The sequence below is a fragment of the Roseburia sp. OM02-15 genome, assembly GCF_003481835.1.
Classification (GTDB): domain Bacteria; phylum Bacillota; class Clostridia; order Lachnospirales; family Lachnospiraceae; genus Eubacterium_I; species Eubacterium_I ramulus_A.
The window spans coordinates 189,408-205,240 of the sequence record NZ_QULX01000005.1 but is presented as its reverse complement, the minus strand read 5'-3'; the positions used below and the strand labels follow the sequence as shown (position 1 = coordinate 205,240).

The 15,833-nt window shown below is 43.0% G+C and carries 12 protein-coding genes; 7 read left to right on the top strand and 5 right to left on the bottom strand.

Annotated elements, in window-relative coordinates; genetic code table 11:
• Nucleotides 1-8 precede the first annotated feature (8 nt).
• The 4 genes from DXB15_RS07015 to greA all read left to right on the top strand — a co-directional run bounded on the left by DXB15_RS07015 (nt 9) and on the right by greA (nt 5,306).
• Nucleotides 9-1,160, top strand: a complete 1,152-nt coding sequence (locus DXB15_RS07015) for a sodium ion-translocating decarboxylase subunit beta (RefSeq protein WP_109214560.1) — start codon at nt 9-11, stop codon at nt 1,158-1,160.
• A gap of 201 nt (nt 1,161-1,361) precedes the next feature.
• A complete protein-coding gene (locus tag DXB15_RS07010; protein ID WP_109214559.1) occupies nt 1,362-2,771 on the top strand; it encodes an oxaloacetate decarboxylase subunit alpha in 1,410 nt (469 codons plus the stop codon).
• Between the two features lie 545 nt (nt 2,772-3,316).
• Nucleotides 3,317-4,681, top strand: a complete 1,365-nt coding sequence (locus DXB15_RS07005) for a sodium-dependent transporter (protein WP_109214558.1) — start codon at nt 3,317-3,319, stop codon at nt 4,679-4,681.
• A gap of 121 nt (nt 4,682-4,802) precedes the next feature.
• Nucleotides 4,803-5,306 (top strand): transcription elongation factor GreA, encoded by a 504-nt coding sequence (greA, locus tag DXB15_RS07000; protein ID WP_021739494.1) that lies wholly within the window; start codon nt 4,803-4,805, stop codon nt 5,304-5,306.
• A 63-nt stretch (nt 5,307-5,369) separates the two neighbouring features.
• On the opposite strand, the gene DXB15_RS06995 is transcribed toward greA, so the two are convergent.
• The gene (locus tag DXB15_RS06995) at nt 5,370-6,107 is read right to left on the bottom strand and encodes a GntR family transcriptional regulator (protein WP_109214557.1); all 738 of its coding nucleotides are present in this window, start codon (nt 6,105-6,107) and stop codon (nt 5,370-5,372) included.
• On the bottom strand, nt 6,095-6,808 hold the full coding sequence (locus DXB15_RS06990) for a GntR family transcriptional regulator (RefSeq protein ID WP_256385909.1): 714 nt from the start codon (nt 6,806-6,808) through the stop codon (nt 6,095-6,097). Before DXB15_RS06990 ends, DXB15_RS06995 begins: the two co-directional genes overlap by 13 nt.
• 397 nt (nt 6,809-7,205) lie before the next feature.
• On the opposite strand from DXB15_RS06990, the gene DXB15_RS06985 reads away from it, so the two are divergent.
• Both DXB15_RS06985 and frlD read left to right on the top strand, forming a co-directional pair.
• Nucleotides 7,206-8,201 (top strand): SIS domain-containing protein, encoded by a 996-nt coding sequence (locus tag DXB15_RS06985; RefSeq protein WP_109214555.1) that lies wholly within the window; start codon nt 7,206-7,208, stop codon nt 8,199-8,201.
• Nucleotides 8,202-8,274: 73 nt separating this feature from the next.
• The gene (frlD, locus tag DXB15_RS06980) at nt 8,275-9,072 is read left to right on the top strand and encodes a fructoselysine 6-kinase (RefSeq protein WP_118702459.1); all 798 of its coding nucleotides are present in this window, start codon (nt 8,275-8,277) and stop codon (nt 9,070-9,072) included.
• A 112-nt stretch (nt 9,073-9,184) separates the two neighbouring features.
• On the opposite strand, the gene DXB15_RS06975 is transcribed toward frlD, so the two are convergent.
• The 3 genes from DXB15_RS06975 to pyrB all read right to left on the bottom strand — a co-directional run bounded on the left by DXB15_RS06975 (nt 9,185) and on the right by pyrB (nt 13,879).
• Nucleotides 9,185-12,343: a glycoside hydrolase family 2 TIM barrel-domain containing protein gene (locus tag DXB15_RS06975; RefSeq protein WP_118702433.1), complete on the bottom strand. Its 3,159-nt coding sequence runs from the start codon at nt 12,341-12,343 to the stop codon at nt 9,185-9,187.
• Between the two features lie 189 nt (nt 12,344-12,532).
• Nucleotides 12,533-12,958: an aspartate carbamoyltransferase regulatory subunit gene (locus DXB15_RS06970; RefSeq protein WP_109214553.1), complete on the bottom strand. Its 426-nt coding sequence runs from the start codon at nt 12,956-12,958 to the stop codon at nt 12,533-12,535.
• Between the two features lie 3 nt (nt 12,959-12,961).
• Entirely contained in the window at nt 12,962-13,879 is a 918-nt protein-coding gene (gene pyrB, locus DXB15_RS06965) for an aspartate carbamoyltransferase (RefSeq protein WP_109214552.1), read from the bottom strand.
• 405 nt (nt 13,880-14,284) lie between these two features.
• Here pyrB and DXB15_RS06960 point away from each other — a divergent pair, with 405 nt between their 5' ends.
• On the top strand, nt 14,285-15,832 hold the full coding sequence (locus tag DXB15_RS06960) for a UDP-N-acetylmuramoyl-L-alanyl-D-glutamate--2,6-diaminopimelate ligase (protein ID WP_118702432.1): 1,548 nt from the start codon (nt 14,285-14,287) through the stop codon (nt 15,830-15,832).
• The last annotated feature ends 1 nt before the right edge of the window (nt 15,833 follow it).

Sequence of the window (15,833 nt, the reverse complement as noted above, 5' to 3'; positions counted from 1 at the left end):
AGGTAGACATGTCAGGTAATATAGCAGAGACATTAGGCAATCTCGTGCATCAGACCGCGTTCTTCAATCTGACCTGGGGAAACTATCTGATGATCGCCGTTGCCTGTGTGTTCTTATATTTAGCAATTAAAAAGGGATATGAACCGTTACTGCTGGTGCCGATCGCGTTTGGTATGCTTCTGGTAAATATTTATCCGGATATCATGATTTCTCCGGAAAATGCAAGCAACGGTGTCGGAGGTCTGTTGCACTACTTCTTCAAACTGGATGAGTGGTCCATCCTTCCGTCCCTGATTTTCCTTGGTGTCGGCGCACTGACGGATTTCCGTCCGCTGATCGCAAACCCGATCAGTTTTCTCTTGGGAGCAGCCGCACAGTTCGGTATTTTTGCCGCGTATCTGCTGGCTATCGTATTCGGTTTTTCCGATGCAGCAGCTGCAGCAGTATCCATCATCGGTGGAGCAGATGGACCGACTTCCATCTTTCTGGCCGGAAAATTACATCAAAATGACTTGATGGGTCCGATCGCCGTCGCGGCGTACTCTTATATGTCATTGGTTCCGATCATCCAGCCGCCGATCATGAAACTTTTAACAACCAAAAAAGAGCGTTCCATCCGTATGGGACAGCTTCGTGAAGTTTCCAAACTGGAAGCAATCCTTTTCCCAATCATTGTTACCATCATTGTGTGTCTGGTACTTCCGACCACAGCTCCATTGGTAGGTATGCTGATGCTTGGTAACCTGTTCCGTGAGAGTGGTGTAGTAAAACAGCTGTCAGAGACAGCATCCAACGCCCTGATGTACATCGTAGTTATTCTGCTTGGTACATCTGTTGGTGCATCCACAAGTGCAGAAGCATTCCTGAAAGTGACAACACTTCAGATCGTAGTACTTGGTCTGGTAGCATTTGCATTCGGTACCGCAGCCGGAGTTATCTTTGGTAAGATCCTGTGCGTTGTAACAAAAGGTAAGATCAACCCGCTGATCGGTTCCGCAGGTGTATCCGCCGTTCCGATGGCAGCCCGTGTATCCCAGAAAGTCGGTGCAGAAGAAGATCCGACTAACTTCCTGCTGATGCACGCCATGGGACCAAACGTTGCCGGAGTTATCGGAACTGCTATCGCAGCCGGTGTATTTATGGCAATATTCGGTGTATAACTTTGTTTACAGTGTCGAAATCCTAAAAGCATGTCATGCTTGCATGTAAATGCTTTACAGGATTAGCGACACGCCCCTCCAATGAGAAAAAAAGCAGGACAGAGTCATGCGATTTTCGAATGGAGGGAGGATTGTGGGAGCTGAAACAGCGGAACAATCCGTAAACAAAGGCAATGATTATAAAAAAGGAGATAATTTATCATGGAGAAAAAACCATTGAAAATAACAGAAACTGTCCTGCGTGATGCGCATCAGTCTCTGATGGCCACCAGACTGACCACAGAACAGATGCTTCCGATCATCGATAAGATGGATAAAGTCGGCTATCATGCAGTAGAATGCTGGGGCGGTGCAACTTTCGATGCATCCCTTCGTTTCCTGAAAGAAGATCCGTGGGAGCGCCTCAGAAAATTCCGTGACGGCTTCAAAAATACAAAACTGCAGATGTTGTTCCGTGGACAGAATATTTTAGGTTATCGTCATTATGCAGACGATGTAGTAGAATATTTTGTACAGAAATCCATCGCAAACGGAATTGATATCATTCGTATTTTTGACTGCTTAAATGATCTGAGAAACTTAAAAACAGCTGTAGATGCCTGCAAAAAGGAAAAAGGTCATTCCCAGATCGCACTTTCCTATACCTTAGGTGAGGCATATACACTGGATTACTGGGTAGACACAGCAAAACGTATCGAGGATATGGGGGCAGATTCCATCTGTATCAAAGATATGGCAGGTCTGCTGATTCCGTATGAGGCAGAGCGTCTGGTAAAAGCATTAAAAGAAAATGTAAGCCTTCCGATCGAACTTCATACACACTATACAAGTGGTGTGGCTTCCATGAGCTGCTTAAAAGCCGTAGAAGCCGGATGCGATATCATTGATACTGCAATCTCTCCACTGGCTCTGGGAACATCCCAGCCGGCTACAGAGGTTATGGTAGAGACTTTCAAAGGCACACCGTATGATACCGGTCTGAATCAGGATATTCTGGCAGAGATCAATGAATACTTTGCTAAGATCCGTGAGGAGGCAATGGCAAGCGGACTGTTAAATCCGAAGGTACTTGGTGTAAATATCAATACTTTACGTTATCAGGTTCCGGGCGGAATGCTTTCCAACATGATTTCTCAGCTGAAAGAGCAGAACGCAGAGGATAAATACGAGGAAGTATTAAAAGAGATTCCGCGTGTAAGAAAAGACCTTGGTGAGCCGCCTCTGGTAACACCGTCCAGCCAGATCGTAGGTACACAGGCTGTATTAAACGTTCTGATGGGAGAGCGTTACAAAGTCGCTACCAAAGAGACCAAGAGCATTTTACTTGGTGAGTACGGTCAGACGGTTAAACCGTTCAATCCGGAAGTTGTAGAAAAAGTACTTGGTCCGGATAAAGATAAAGCCATCACATGCCGTCCGGCAGATCTGATTGAGCCGGAGCTTGCTAAGATTGAGAAAGAAATGTCACGCTGGAAACAGCAGGATGAGGATGTATTGTCTTATGCACTGTTCCCACAGCAGGCACTGGATTTCTTCAAATATCGTGAGGCACAGCAGACAAAGGTAGATCCGGAAGCTGCTGATCATGAAAATGGGGCTTATCCGGTTTAAAAAGTTTTTATGGTGAAACTGTAAATTATAAAAAAAGTTTCTTTTGTGATACAATTGTAGACTATGGAAAGGGGTTCGGCTTATTTTGTCTTATCGGCTAACAATCGCTCGCTAAGAAAAAATAAGCCGAGCCCCTTTATTTCATTCATCGAGCAAATAAGTCAGAAGGTTTTTCTTCAAAATGAACTTTTGTAATTGTTGATTAAACAAATAAAAGTATGTTATCTTAAAGTCGCGCAATTACAGTTCTTGTGATTGCACAAATATTCTTTATATGAACCAAGTGGTTTCTGAATTTCGGAAGCTCAGATTTTTCGAGCATTTTTCGAATGAAGAATAATAAAAGAACGGTAGGATAAAGAGGAGAATGTGAAAAAACTCTCATTTTTATACAGAAGCATGAAAAGTTGAAAGAATCAAGAAAATATTTTGATGTGTTTTACAAGTGTATTTGTTGAAATATATGGATGTCAATGATATAATGATGGATACGTCAATTAGACGAAAAAAATTGTAGAAAATAATGATTAGAAAGAGGATTTAATATGGAACATAACAAAAAGGAGCGCAGTAGTTTCTCTGGCGGAATCGGTTTTGTGCTTGCAGCAGCAGGAAGCGCAGTGGGACTTGGTAATCTGTGGCGTTTTCCTTACCTTGCCGCGCAGTATGGCGGAGGAATTTTTATTCTGGTATATATCATTCTGGCACTGACCTTCGGTTTCACATTGATGACTACCGAGATTGCAATCGGACGCAAGACAAAGCAGAGTCCGGGTACTGCATATAAAGCCATCAATAAAAAATTTGGATTTTTAGGCGTGCTGGCACCGATCGTTCCGGTGATCATTCTGCCGTATTATTGTGTGATCGGCGGTTGGGTTGTTAAATATATGGTGACATTTGTGTCCGGTCATGGACTGGATGCAGCAGCAGATAGTTTTTTTGGAAATTTTGTCGGAAATTCGATCTCACCGATGATTTATTTCGCTGTTTATCTGGGACTGACTGCAGCAGTTATCCTGCTTGGCGTCAATAAAGGAATTGAAAAAATCAGTAAATTCCTGATGCCGTTATTGCTGATTATTTCTGTGATTATTTCCATTTATATTTTTACATTACCGGGAGCAAGTGCCGGTATTAAGTACTATCTCCTGCCTGATTTTACGAAGTTTTCACTGAAAACAGTGTGTGCAGCCATGGGACAGATGTTTTATTCTATGAGTCTGGCTATGGGAATCATGGTTACTTATGGCTCTTATACAAAAAACGAGACAAGCCTGACAAAATCTGTAAATCAGATTGAGATTTTTGATACAGTCGTTGCTCTGCTGGCAGGATTTATGGTCGTTCCGGCAGTTTATGTATTCAGCGGTGAAGCAGGAACAAAAGCAAGCGGAGCAGGATTGATGTTTGTGACGCTTCCGAAAGTGTTTGAGCAAATGAGAGGTGGCACGATCATCGGAATTTTGTTCTTTGTGCTTGTATTCTTAGCTGCGTTGACCAGCTCCATTTCGATTATGGAAGCTATCGTATCTTCCTTTATGGATCGATTCGGTATCAGCCGTAAGAAAAGCGTTGCGGTCTGCATCATTATCAGTATTATAATGGGAATTCCATCCTCTCTGGGCAATGGTGCATGGGCACATATCAAGATTCTTGGGATGGACTTTTTGACTTTCTTTGATTATATCAGCAATAGTGTATTAATGCCGATCGTAGCACTGTGCACCTGTATTCTGATCGGATGGGCGGCAGGAGCAAAGACTGTTACAGATGAAGTAAAACGAAATGGTGAAAAAATGAATCGTGAAAAACTGTACAATGTGATGATAAAATACATTGCACCGGTAATGTTGGTGATCATCCTGATCACTTATTCAATGGCACAGTTCGGATTCTTTACGATGTAATCCACCGAAATAGGCGATAGATTCAAGTTGAATGCAGGCTGTAAAGTAACTGTGTCAGAGAGAAGTAGCGAGAGCAGAACGTGAGTGCCCGCTTCACTTTTGGAAAGAAGGTATCGAGATTATGCATGATGAAGTGACAGAAAAAGACATTGAACGAATGAAAGAGGAAATCGAATATCGGAAACTGGTAGTTCGTAAAGAAGCATTGGAAGCTGTAAAAGAGGCAAGAGCGCATGGCGATCTCAGTGAAAATTTTGAGTACCACGCAGCAAAAAAAGATAAAAATGCCAACGAAAGCCGTATCCGTTATCTGGAGCGCATGATCAAAACAGCGGTAGTTGTATCCGATGAGTCAAAATCCGATGAAGTTGGAATCAATAATAAAGTTACTTTATATTTTGAAGATGATGACGAAGAAGAAGTGTATACACTGGTGACAACCGTGCGCGGAAACTCCCTGAAAGGCTGGATTTCTACGGAATCCCCAATCGGAAAAGCCATTCTTGGTCATAAAGTCGGAGACCGTGTCTACGTGGAGATCAATGCAAATGCCGGTTACTATGTAGAAATCCGTGCCATTGAAAACACCGAAGATGACGGAAGTATTGGACTCAGAAAATTTTAACAAAAATAAGTCGAACGCACAAATTTCATGTGCGCTCGACTTATTTTTTTACGGACAGCGTTTCTATTTTGTGTTATTTGATACAAAACGTACTTCCAGTTTGTCTGGGCGGGAATAACTTTCTGTATATTCTACAAGGTTACCGTGATGGTCATAGCCAATCAGTTCCAGGTGATTGACGATCATTTCATCTTCCAGATGCAGATAGGAACGGATTTTATCCCCGGCTTCTACCATGGTCAGAGATTCCTGGAAAACAACGGGCAGGTGATCTCTGGTGGACATGTAGTCATACAGAGAAATCTGTTCAAAGTTATAATTATCGATATCCGGGAAAAATTTCAGTGGAACGTAAGTGTACTCAATAGCCAGTGGCTCTTTGTTACCCTGGCGGATACGGTGGATTCCATAAATTGGTTCTTCAAATGCAAGACCAAGTTTATCAGCATAATAATAACGCCCCTGGATGGTGCCGGTGCACAGTAATTTGTTGGATATCTCGATTCCAAAATTGCGGACAAGGGAAGTGAAACTGGCATTTTCGGATTCATTTAATACACCGAAAGCGACTTTGTTATATTCCGGTTTCCTGACAAAGGTACCTTTTCCCTGTCGACGCACGAGATAATGCTCATTTACAAGTTCATCGATGGCTGTGCGGATGGTAGGTCGGCTTACACCATACATTTCTGCAAGGACTCGTTCGCTAGGGATCATTTCTCCGGGAAGATATTCATGGCTTTCAATCCTGCTTACAATAATATCGCGCACCTGTGCTGCTACATGATTTAATTGTTCCATGATTCCTCCATTTCCGCATTTCTGATAAATGCAAAATCATCTATTTTCATAATGTCTTCAAAAAAATGAATCAGTCTGCCGGTTTCGTCGTATACCAGACCTTTGTATTTCATCATGGGACTACCCGGTGCAGTTTGGAGCAGACTGGATTCTTCCTCATTTGTGTAAATGAGTGTCACACGTTGATTGGATTTCAAAATCGGTATCTGAAGATCTGTCTGCAATACATTCAAAATTGGGCGTGAACCCAGAATTTCAGCAGTCAGACCAGGATAGATATCGATTGGAGTATAAGAATAATCCAGGCACAGCGGGGTGTCGTTTTCATAATAAATGAAAAGGATTTTATAAACTGGTGTTTGTTCCGGGATCAGCATTTTGCCGGAAAGACGTTTATCTACCAAAATCTCTTCAAAAGAATAGGGCTGCCAGCGAATATTCGGACGTTTTTCTCCGGGATCAAAATTACCGGTACAGGTGTGAGTAGATATTTTGATTCTCTCAGGAGCAACAAAATATCCAAGTCTTTCCTGGGAAAAAAGGTAATGCTCACGCACAAGTTGTGCCAGAGCATTCCGGATAGTAGGCCGCTGCACATGAAAATGCTCCGCAAGAAATCGCTCAGAAGGAAGCCGGTCTCCGGGGCGATAGCCCTCATTTTTCAACATATATATGATCTCTTTTGCAAGAATGACATCCATTGTAAGTAAATTCTTTCTCATAAATTCTAAAAATACGCTCCTTTTACTTCCAATTTTAAAAATAACTATATGAAAAGATTATTATAGAACATCTTTTACATTCATGCTACCGAATAGTTGCTTATTTCTATCATATAACAGATTCAATCTGTTCGTCAAATATGATTGGTATAAAAAAATGCACTAGTGGTCTAAATCAGCCGGTTATGCAAATATGCCAAAAAATGAATGATAATGAATAAAACACAAGATATAATCGCGAAAAACATATAGTTATTAAATGCGTAGAATAACATTTTTAAAAAAGATGTTGACTATTTAAGAAACTGTGGTATAGTAATTTACATAAGTGGTTGCAAAAAAAGGAAAAGGAATTAAAGGAGGATATCAAAATAACATGTTGAAATTTGATGAGCAGAAACAGATTGACAGTGTAAAAGGTGCACTTGCATTGCGCGGGAAAATTGAAGAAATTGTAGACCAGATTTGTAAAGATGGATTTAAAAATATCTGCTGGCTTGGCATAGGAGGCACTTATGCTTCCTGCTTACAGGCAGAAGTTCATATGAAAGAAAAATCAGGACTTGACTTTTTCGTGGAAAATGCAGCAGAATATCTGACAACTGGAAATAAAAAAGTTGGAGCAGATACGATTGTTGTGGTTTCATCCGTAACCGGAAGTACCATCGAGATGGTGGAAGGTGTCAAAAAAGCTTCTGCAGCGGGAGCAAAGGTGCTTGGATTTATTGATGTGGATACTACAGAACTGGCGCAGATCGTAGATTATGAAATTGCATATCCGGGCAATGAACAGCTGAAGTTTTTTATGGTTGCAGACCGTTTTATGTACAATGCAGGTGAATTCCCGGAATATGATCGTTATTACAAAGAACTGGATGAAAATCTGGCTGTAGATCTGGTAGAAGTTGAGAAAGCAGCGGATGCATTTGGAGAGGCATTTGCAAAGAAACATTGCAATGACAGTATCCATTATTTTGTAGGAGCAGGTAATCAGTATGGTTCAACATATTCTTATGCAATGTGCTACTGGGAAGAGCAGCATTGGATCCGTACAAAATCTATCCACAGTGCAGAATTTTTCCATGGAATGCTGGAAATTGTAGACCGCGATACACCGGTCACTGTATTTGTAGGTGAAGATGCACAGCGTTCTCTGAGTGAACGAGTAGTAAAATTCCTGCCGCGTGTTTGTGCAAATTACACAGTAATTGATTCCAAAGACTATGAGTTGAAAGGAATCAGCGAGGAATTCCGTGGAAATCTGTCTCATCTTGTGACCCATGCTGTAACACAGCGTATTGATGCACATTTGGAGCAGATCAATTGCCATCCAATGGAAATCAGAAGATATTATCGTCAGTTTGATTATTAATGAATTTGGAAGAAAAGATGATTCTGCGTACTGAAAGATAAACAATGATGAAGTGATGCGAGGAATGCTGAAAATGGAGAAAAAGATTAAAATTGCAGCTGTAGGAGACAATTGCGTGGATGCTTATGATCAGACAGGTGGGGCATTTCCGGGAGGAAATCCGGTGAATGTTGCCGTTTATGCGGTTCGGCTTGGCGGGGAAGCGTCTTATACCGGTGTCGTTGGAGACGATGCATATGGGAAATTAATGAAGGAGTCAATTGCAAAAAAAGGGGTGGATATTTCTCATTTGAAAGTGATGCCTGGCAGTACGGCTGTGACACACGTGGAAATCATAGACGGAGAGCGTATTCTCGAAGATTATGAGGAAGGCGTTATGGCAGATTTCAAGCTGAGTGAAGAAGATATTGAATTTCTTGGAAGCCATGATCTGGTCGTATCCGGAATCTGGGGGATGATAGAGAATGATCTTGAGAAAATCAAGGCTTGTGGCACCAGGATTGCTTTTGACTTTGCAACGAAATATGAAAGCCCGGTGATTGATATCGCGATTCCATTTGTGGATTATGCATTTTTTGCCTATGATGGAGAAGATGAAGAATGGATGCGAAACTTTATGGAAGAAATGCAGAAAAAAGGAGCAAAGACAGTCATCGTCACCAGAGGCACAAAAGGAAGTATTGCTTATGATGGCACAAGTTATACGGAGTTTGGGATTATTCCATGCGATGTCGTGGATACGATGGGAGCCGGTGACAGCTTCATTGCAGGCTTTTTATATGGTATCTTACAGGGAAAATCATTACAGGAAAGTATGGAACAGGGAGCAAAAAACAGCAGTGTGACACTGGGATATAGCGGAGCCTGGTAAGATAGATGTGTAATGGGCTCTCACTTCTATAAGTGCGAAGTAATAAGAAAGAAAACATAAGACACATTCTACGGTATCGAATGTGTCTTATGTTTTTGTGTTTGATAAGAAATTATAAAATTTCCGGTTTCAAGTGGAAAGAGAACGTATAATGAGTATCGTCCAGACGATATTCTTTTGCCAGCTGAGGACCACAGCTTCCGGAACCGATACCACTCTGTCTGTAATCGATACAGAATACAGTGTATCCGGATTTTTCCAGTTCATAATTATGACCTTTCGTGGTCAGTTCTTCTTCTGTATACTCGGACAGATTAAAGGAAATCGGCTGCTCGTTATATACGGTCAGTTTCCGGCTGTCATCAGCAACACTGACATATTCGCAATGATAGTGGCTTCCGTTTTCCTGCGGACGCATGTAATCTTCATGCAGATCACAGACACGGGAAGTAAATTTGCCAAGATAGCTTGCCCGGCGTTTGTCAATATAGCTCTCATGAGGTCCGTATCCAAAGTATTCTGCCTGATTCATACGTTTTGACAGGAACAGGCGGATACCAAGTCGCGGGAGAAATGCCTCATTTGCCTGGAATGGATTGTCATTTTCTGTCACATCTTCGAAGTATTCGCTGTATATGCCACGCATGATCGCATCCCGCTCAATCTCCATGCTGGATCTGACGATTCCATCCGGTGTGATGATCCATTCTGCATCAATCTCCAGGAAACGCTGCCGGAAGATGGGAGCCATGGAAGAGGTTGTGTGCAGTTTCAGGGAACCATCTTCCTGTGCTTCTATAGTTGTATTATAAGCTCGCTGTGTCATTTTATCATAACCTGCTTCATACCACAGTCTCTTGACCACGCGATCATTATCTGTCGGTGCACGCCAGATATTCATTTCCATCGGACGTTTTAAGAAGCTGTGATTTTTGTAGATCATGCTGTCAAACATACCGGTGAGTTTGTTGTATACATAGACAAAATCAGCACCGTTGATCGTAATGACACGATCGTTTTCTGTATAAGTAATAGCAGAAGCAGTGCCATTTGCAGCGCAAGAGCAGGAGTCTGCAGATGCTTTTTCCGCATCCAGCAGAGCGGTTAAGGTATCGGTGCAGTTTTCGTTCAACATGATCTGGTCAAAACCAAGTTTGAAACCGGCCGGTGTAAATGGCTTTTCATGTAGCTGATGAGAACTGATGATGACAGAGCAGGCACCGTTTTCTAATGGCTTAATTGGCAGCTGAACCGTCTTCTTGCTTCTTGGAGCAACATCTAACAGCTCAGTATCTCTGATCTCACCGGAAGCAACTGCCATACCATTTTGCAGAATTTCATAGGTCAGATATAATTCTTCTTTTAAGTTTGTAAAATCAAGATTGTTCTGCAGGATGTAAGTACCGGAAGCAGCATCCTCCAGATGGACACGAACCGGACGATGTACATTTTTATATTCTTTCAAACCGGTGCTCGGTCTGCGGTCAGGGTAAACAAGTCCATCCATACAGAAGTTACCATCATGCGGATATTCGCCGGAGTCACCGCCGTAGTAGAATTTTTTACGACCATCATTGGTGGTGCCCATATAAATACCGTGATCACACCACTCCCAGACGAAGCCACCAACGAAGGTGTCATACTGTTCCTCTAACTGATAGTAGTCCTCGATGTCTCCAGGTCCATTTCCCATAGCATGAATAAACTCGCACTGAATAAACGGTTTGTCCGGGTTATTGTCCAGATAGGCGTGCATTTCCGGGATGGCAGCATACATGCGGCTGCGCAGGTCAATATTGGAAAAATCAGTTTTTCCACGTTTCGGATTGCGCGGATAATGCATGGAACCTTCATAATGAGTCAGTCTGGTCGGATCGTAGGATTTTGTCCATGCAAGGGCATCCTCAAAAGTGCATCCATAGCCGGCCTCATTTCCCATAGACCAGATGACAACGCTGGTGCGGTTCTTATCACGCATCACATTTTTCTGAACACGGTCTACGACACTTTCGGTCCAGTCTTCGTTGTCAGATAAAAACGGTGGGAACGGGTTTTTCTTTCCTTCTTTCCAGATATTCAGGTTGTACAGGTTTACAACACCGTGGATCTCTATGTCGGATTCGTCGATGACATAGAAACCGTATTCGTCACACAACTCATAAAACTCCGGTGCATTCGGATAATGGCTGGTGCGGATGGCGTTGAAATTATGCTGTTTCATCAGGCTCATATCTTTGCGGATATGATCTAAGGTAACGGCAGAACCCACATAAGGATCACTGTCATGGCGGTTTGTTCCGCGGAAACGAATTTTCTGACCATTCAGGTATACAATTGATTCTTTGATGTTGATCTCACGGAATCCGATGCGCTGACGGATGGTTTCGTTGTCGGTGGAGAGTGTCAGTGTATACAGATACGGATGTTCTGCGTTCCAGAGTGTGAGATCGGAAGCAGAAAACGCAATGCTGTTTCCATCGGAAACACCTTCTGCAACGGTGCATCCGCAGGCGGTGGTCAGTTTGTAAGAAACCGGAATGGATTCTTTTGCAAACGTCAGCGGAATTGTTACGTCTGCAGCAGTATAATTGTCTTTTAACTGCATTTTGATAAAGAAATCACGGACATAGTTTTCCGGTCTTGCAAGCACATAGACATCACGGAAAATACCGGAGTTGCGGAATTTGTCCTGATCCTCCAGATAGCTGCCGTCACACCATTTCAAAACAAGAACCGCAAGGGTGTTTTCACCTTCCCGAAGTGCGTCGGTGATGTCAAATTCACCGGTGGAGTGGGAAACCTGATGATATCCGATAAAGGTGCCGTTTAACCATACATAGTAGCAGGAGTCTACACCTTCAAAATTCAGATGGTAAGTAGCGGTTCCTTCCGGTTTTTTATATGTAAATTTGCGAACGTATGCGCCGCATGGGTTTTCGTGCGGTACATAGGGCGGATCAAACGGGAACGGATAGCGCGTATTTGTATACTGATGAATATCATAGCCGTGATCCTGCCAGTTTGATGGAACCGGAAGTGTGTCGAAATGACGGGTATCATAACCCTCCTCGTAAAAAGCTTCCTGACAATCATAAATGCTGTCAAAATACCGGAAGCTCCAGTCGCCGTTTAATAAGAAGAAACGATCAGTTTCCTGACGGCACTTCCAGTCCGGATTCTGCGCGGTAGATGTCGGAATGTAATAAGCACGCATCGGCTCATCGTTGACACCAAAGGTATGATTGTCTTCAAAATACTTTGGAATAATCATGTAAAAACCCTCCTCATAAAATGATTTTTTCCTTGAAATAATGAGTAAATAGATGAATACTCACTTGAATGTATTATATAAAAAAGCGGACTACATAGCAAGGTATGCAGTCCGTTCTTAATAATTATTTCACTGTTTACACACACTATTTGAAAAACATCTTTTTACAGAATTTTCACAGCGTGGATATTATTTTTTGTATTTAGCTTCACAGTATTTGCAGCGGTATACTTCGTGCTCCGGATCGGTCAGAAGGAAGATCTGATCCAGTTCCTGCTCGATGGAAGTGATACAACGCGGGTTTTTGCATTTGATGACATTGGTAACGGATGTCGGAAGTTTTAATGCACGTTTTTCCACAATGCGCTCATCTTTGATGATGTTTACTGTGATGTTGTGATCGATAAAACCAAGAATATCCAGGTCTAAGTTGTCGATGTTGCATTCTACTTTCAGGATATCTTTTTTGCCCATTTTGTTGCTTTTTGCATTTTTGATGATAGCAACACAGCAATCCAGCTCATCCAGCTTCAGATCATGATAGATGGAAAGGCTCATGCCTGCTTTGATATGGTCTAATACAAAACCTTCTTTGATTGCACCTACGTTTAACATTGCTTATACCTCCACTCCTAATAATGTAAGAATCAGGGCCATACGAACGTAAACGCCGTACTGAGCCTGTTTGAAATATACTGCTCTCGGATCATCATCTACTTCGGTAGAAATCTCATTGACACGTGGCAGCGGATGGAGTACCAGCATATCTTCCGGAGCCAGTTCCATTTTTGTTTTGTCTAAAATGTAGAAATCTTTCATGCGGATGTAATCTTCCTCATTGAAGAAACGCTCTTTCTGTACACGAGTCATGTAAAGGATATCCAGTTCCGGCAGAGCTTCTTCCAGACGAACCACCTCTTTGAAAGGAACATTGTTCTGGGCAAGTACATCTTCACGAATATAGCTTGGAACACGCAGTTCTTCCGGAGAGATCAGCACAAATTTTACATTAGGGTAACGAATCAGAGCATGAATCAGTGAGTGAACAGTACGTCCAAATTTCAGGTCACCACATAAACCAATGGTCAGATTGTCGAGATGACCTTTGAGACTGTGAATAGTAAGAAGATCGGTAAGTGTCTGTGTCGGATGCTGATGTCCGCCATCACCTGCATTAATGACAGGAATTGTGGATTTTTCGGAGGCAACTAACGGAGCACCTTCCTTCGGGTGACGCATTGCACAGATATCAGCATAACTGGAGATGACACGGATAGTATCGGAAACACTTTCTCCTTTGGCAGCGGAAGAACTGTCAGCACTGGAAAAACCAAGCACGGATCCGCCAAGATTTAACATAGCCGCTTCAAAACTGAGTCGGGTTCTGGTACTTGGCTCATAGAAGCAGGTAGCAAGCTTCTTGCCGGCACATGCATGTGCATATTTTTCCGGATTCTTTTCAATATCGTTCGCGAGATTGAGCAATTTATCTGTTTCTTCCACGGATAAATCTAACGGGCTCATTAAATGTCTCATAGGTCTCCTCCTTGATTGTATATAGTTTCACAGTTTACCTATTACATATGAGAAAGCTTCTTGGAAGATGTTCTTCGGGAAGCCTTCTGCAATCCGGAAAATCCGTTGATGACGATCCTGCGTGCATCAGGAGTTATCCGGATACATTGTGATGGGACAACTGCATTGTTTATCTTAAATATCATATACTATGAAGTTGCAAAATTCAATAGGTAGTTGGCATTCCTGATGTAGAAATTTGACCATTCAGTCAGTGCTTTTGTGCGAAAATTCAGACATTGTTCAGAGTATGGAAAAATGACAGAAACGTGGAGACGATGACTGCGGAAGTAAGTTGCCTGAGACACAGAACAGAGCGAAGTTTCATATCTTAAATACAACGGTAAATCAGGGGTTGAGGTTGGTATGCGGCAGACGGAAAAATTGTTGCAGGGGCTTAAATGGCGATGTATCCGGGGAGAGCTGCCCCGGGAAGTGACGCAGGTGGCATATGACAGCAGAAAAGTAGAGCCGGGAGCATTGTTTGTCTGCATTCAGGGAAGCAGGCAGGATGGGCATGCGTTTATCCGGGAGGCGGTGGAACGGGGAGCGGCGGCGATCCTGACGGAGAAAGATGTGATAGATGAAGAACAGATAAATCAAATTAATAATTTAAGAAAAGTTAATAACCTGCGAGAAATCTGTGTGTTGGAAACTAAGGATACCAGAGCTGCGTTGGCTTCTATTTCACGTCAATGGTTTGATAATCCACAGGAAAATTTAAAAATCATCGGTGTTACGGGAACAAAAGGCAAGACTTCCACTGCCTGGATGATCTGGAAAATGTTCACCGCAGCTGGTCAGAAGAGTGGTCTGATCGGAACCATTGAAGTCTGCTATGACACCTGGCAGCAGAAGATCCGCAACACCACACCGGAATCGTATGAATTGTATGAAATATTGCGAAAAATGGTGGATCAGGGCTGTCAGTACGTTGTCATGGAAGTTTCGTCTCAGGCGCTGAAACTGCACCGGGTAGATGGAATTATGTTTGATGCGGCAGTGTTTACCAATCTGCGAGAAGACCATATCGGAGCAGGGGAGCATGCCGATTTTACAGAATATATGGCATGTAAGCAGCGGTTGTTCTGTCAGTGCCGTACTGGAATTTTTAATCAGGATGATCCATACTGGCAGGAAATGTGGCGCGGCAGCAGCTGTGAGAAGGTACTTACCTATGGATTTTCCAGACAGGCAGATTACTGTGCAGACCGGGTACAGCTTTTGCGAGGAAGCGACCGTCTGGGTGTGCAGTATCATCTGAACAGATATCGGACCGGAAAAAATCAGGGAGAAATGGAAGCTGCTTCGGAAAACAGCTGGAATGTGGTGGTAAATGCTCCGGGCAAGTTTTCTATATACAATTCGCTGGCAGCGATTTCTGTGGCGGAACAGTATCAGATACCGGAGGAAGCAATTGAAAAAGCACTGCATACCCTGCAGGTGCCGGGACGCATCGAAATGCTTCCGGTATCGCCACGTTTTATCGTCATCGTGGATTATGCGCACAATGCCATGGCACTGGATGCGTTGCTGAGGACGCTGCGGGATTATCACCCGGGGCGGATTATTTGTATTTTCGGCTGTGGCGGAAACCGGGCGGCAGAACGCAGATTTCAAATGGGCGAAGTGGCAGGGCGGCTGGCAGATCTGGTGGTGGTGACCACGGATAATCCCAGAGAGGAAGATCCGGAAAAAATTGCGGATGAGATCTGTCTTGGGCTGGAAGCGGCAAAAGGAAAATACGGCAGGATTCCGGATCGGGAGCAGGCAATCGCCTATGGCATTTCCCATGCAAAACCCGGAGATATCGTGGTGATTGCCGGAAAGGGTCATGAGACCTATCAGGAGATCAACGGGGAAAAATATCCGATGGATGATCGGAAACTTGCGATGAAGTGTAAGGTTTGGTAAG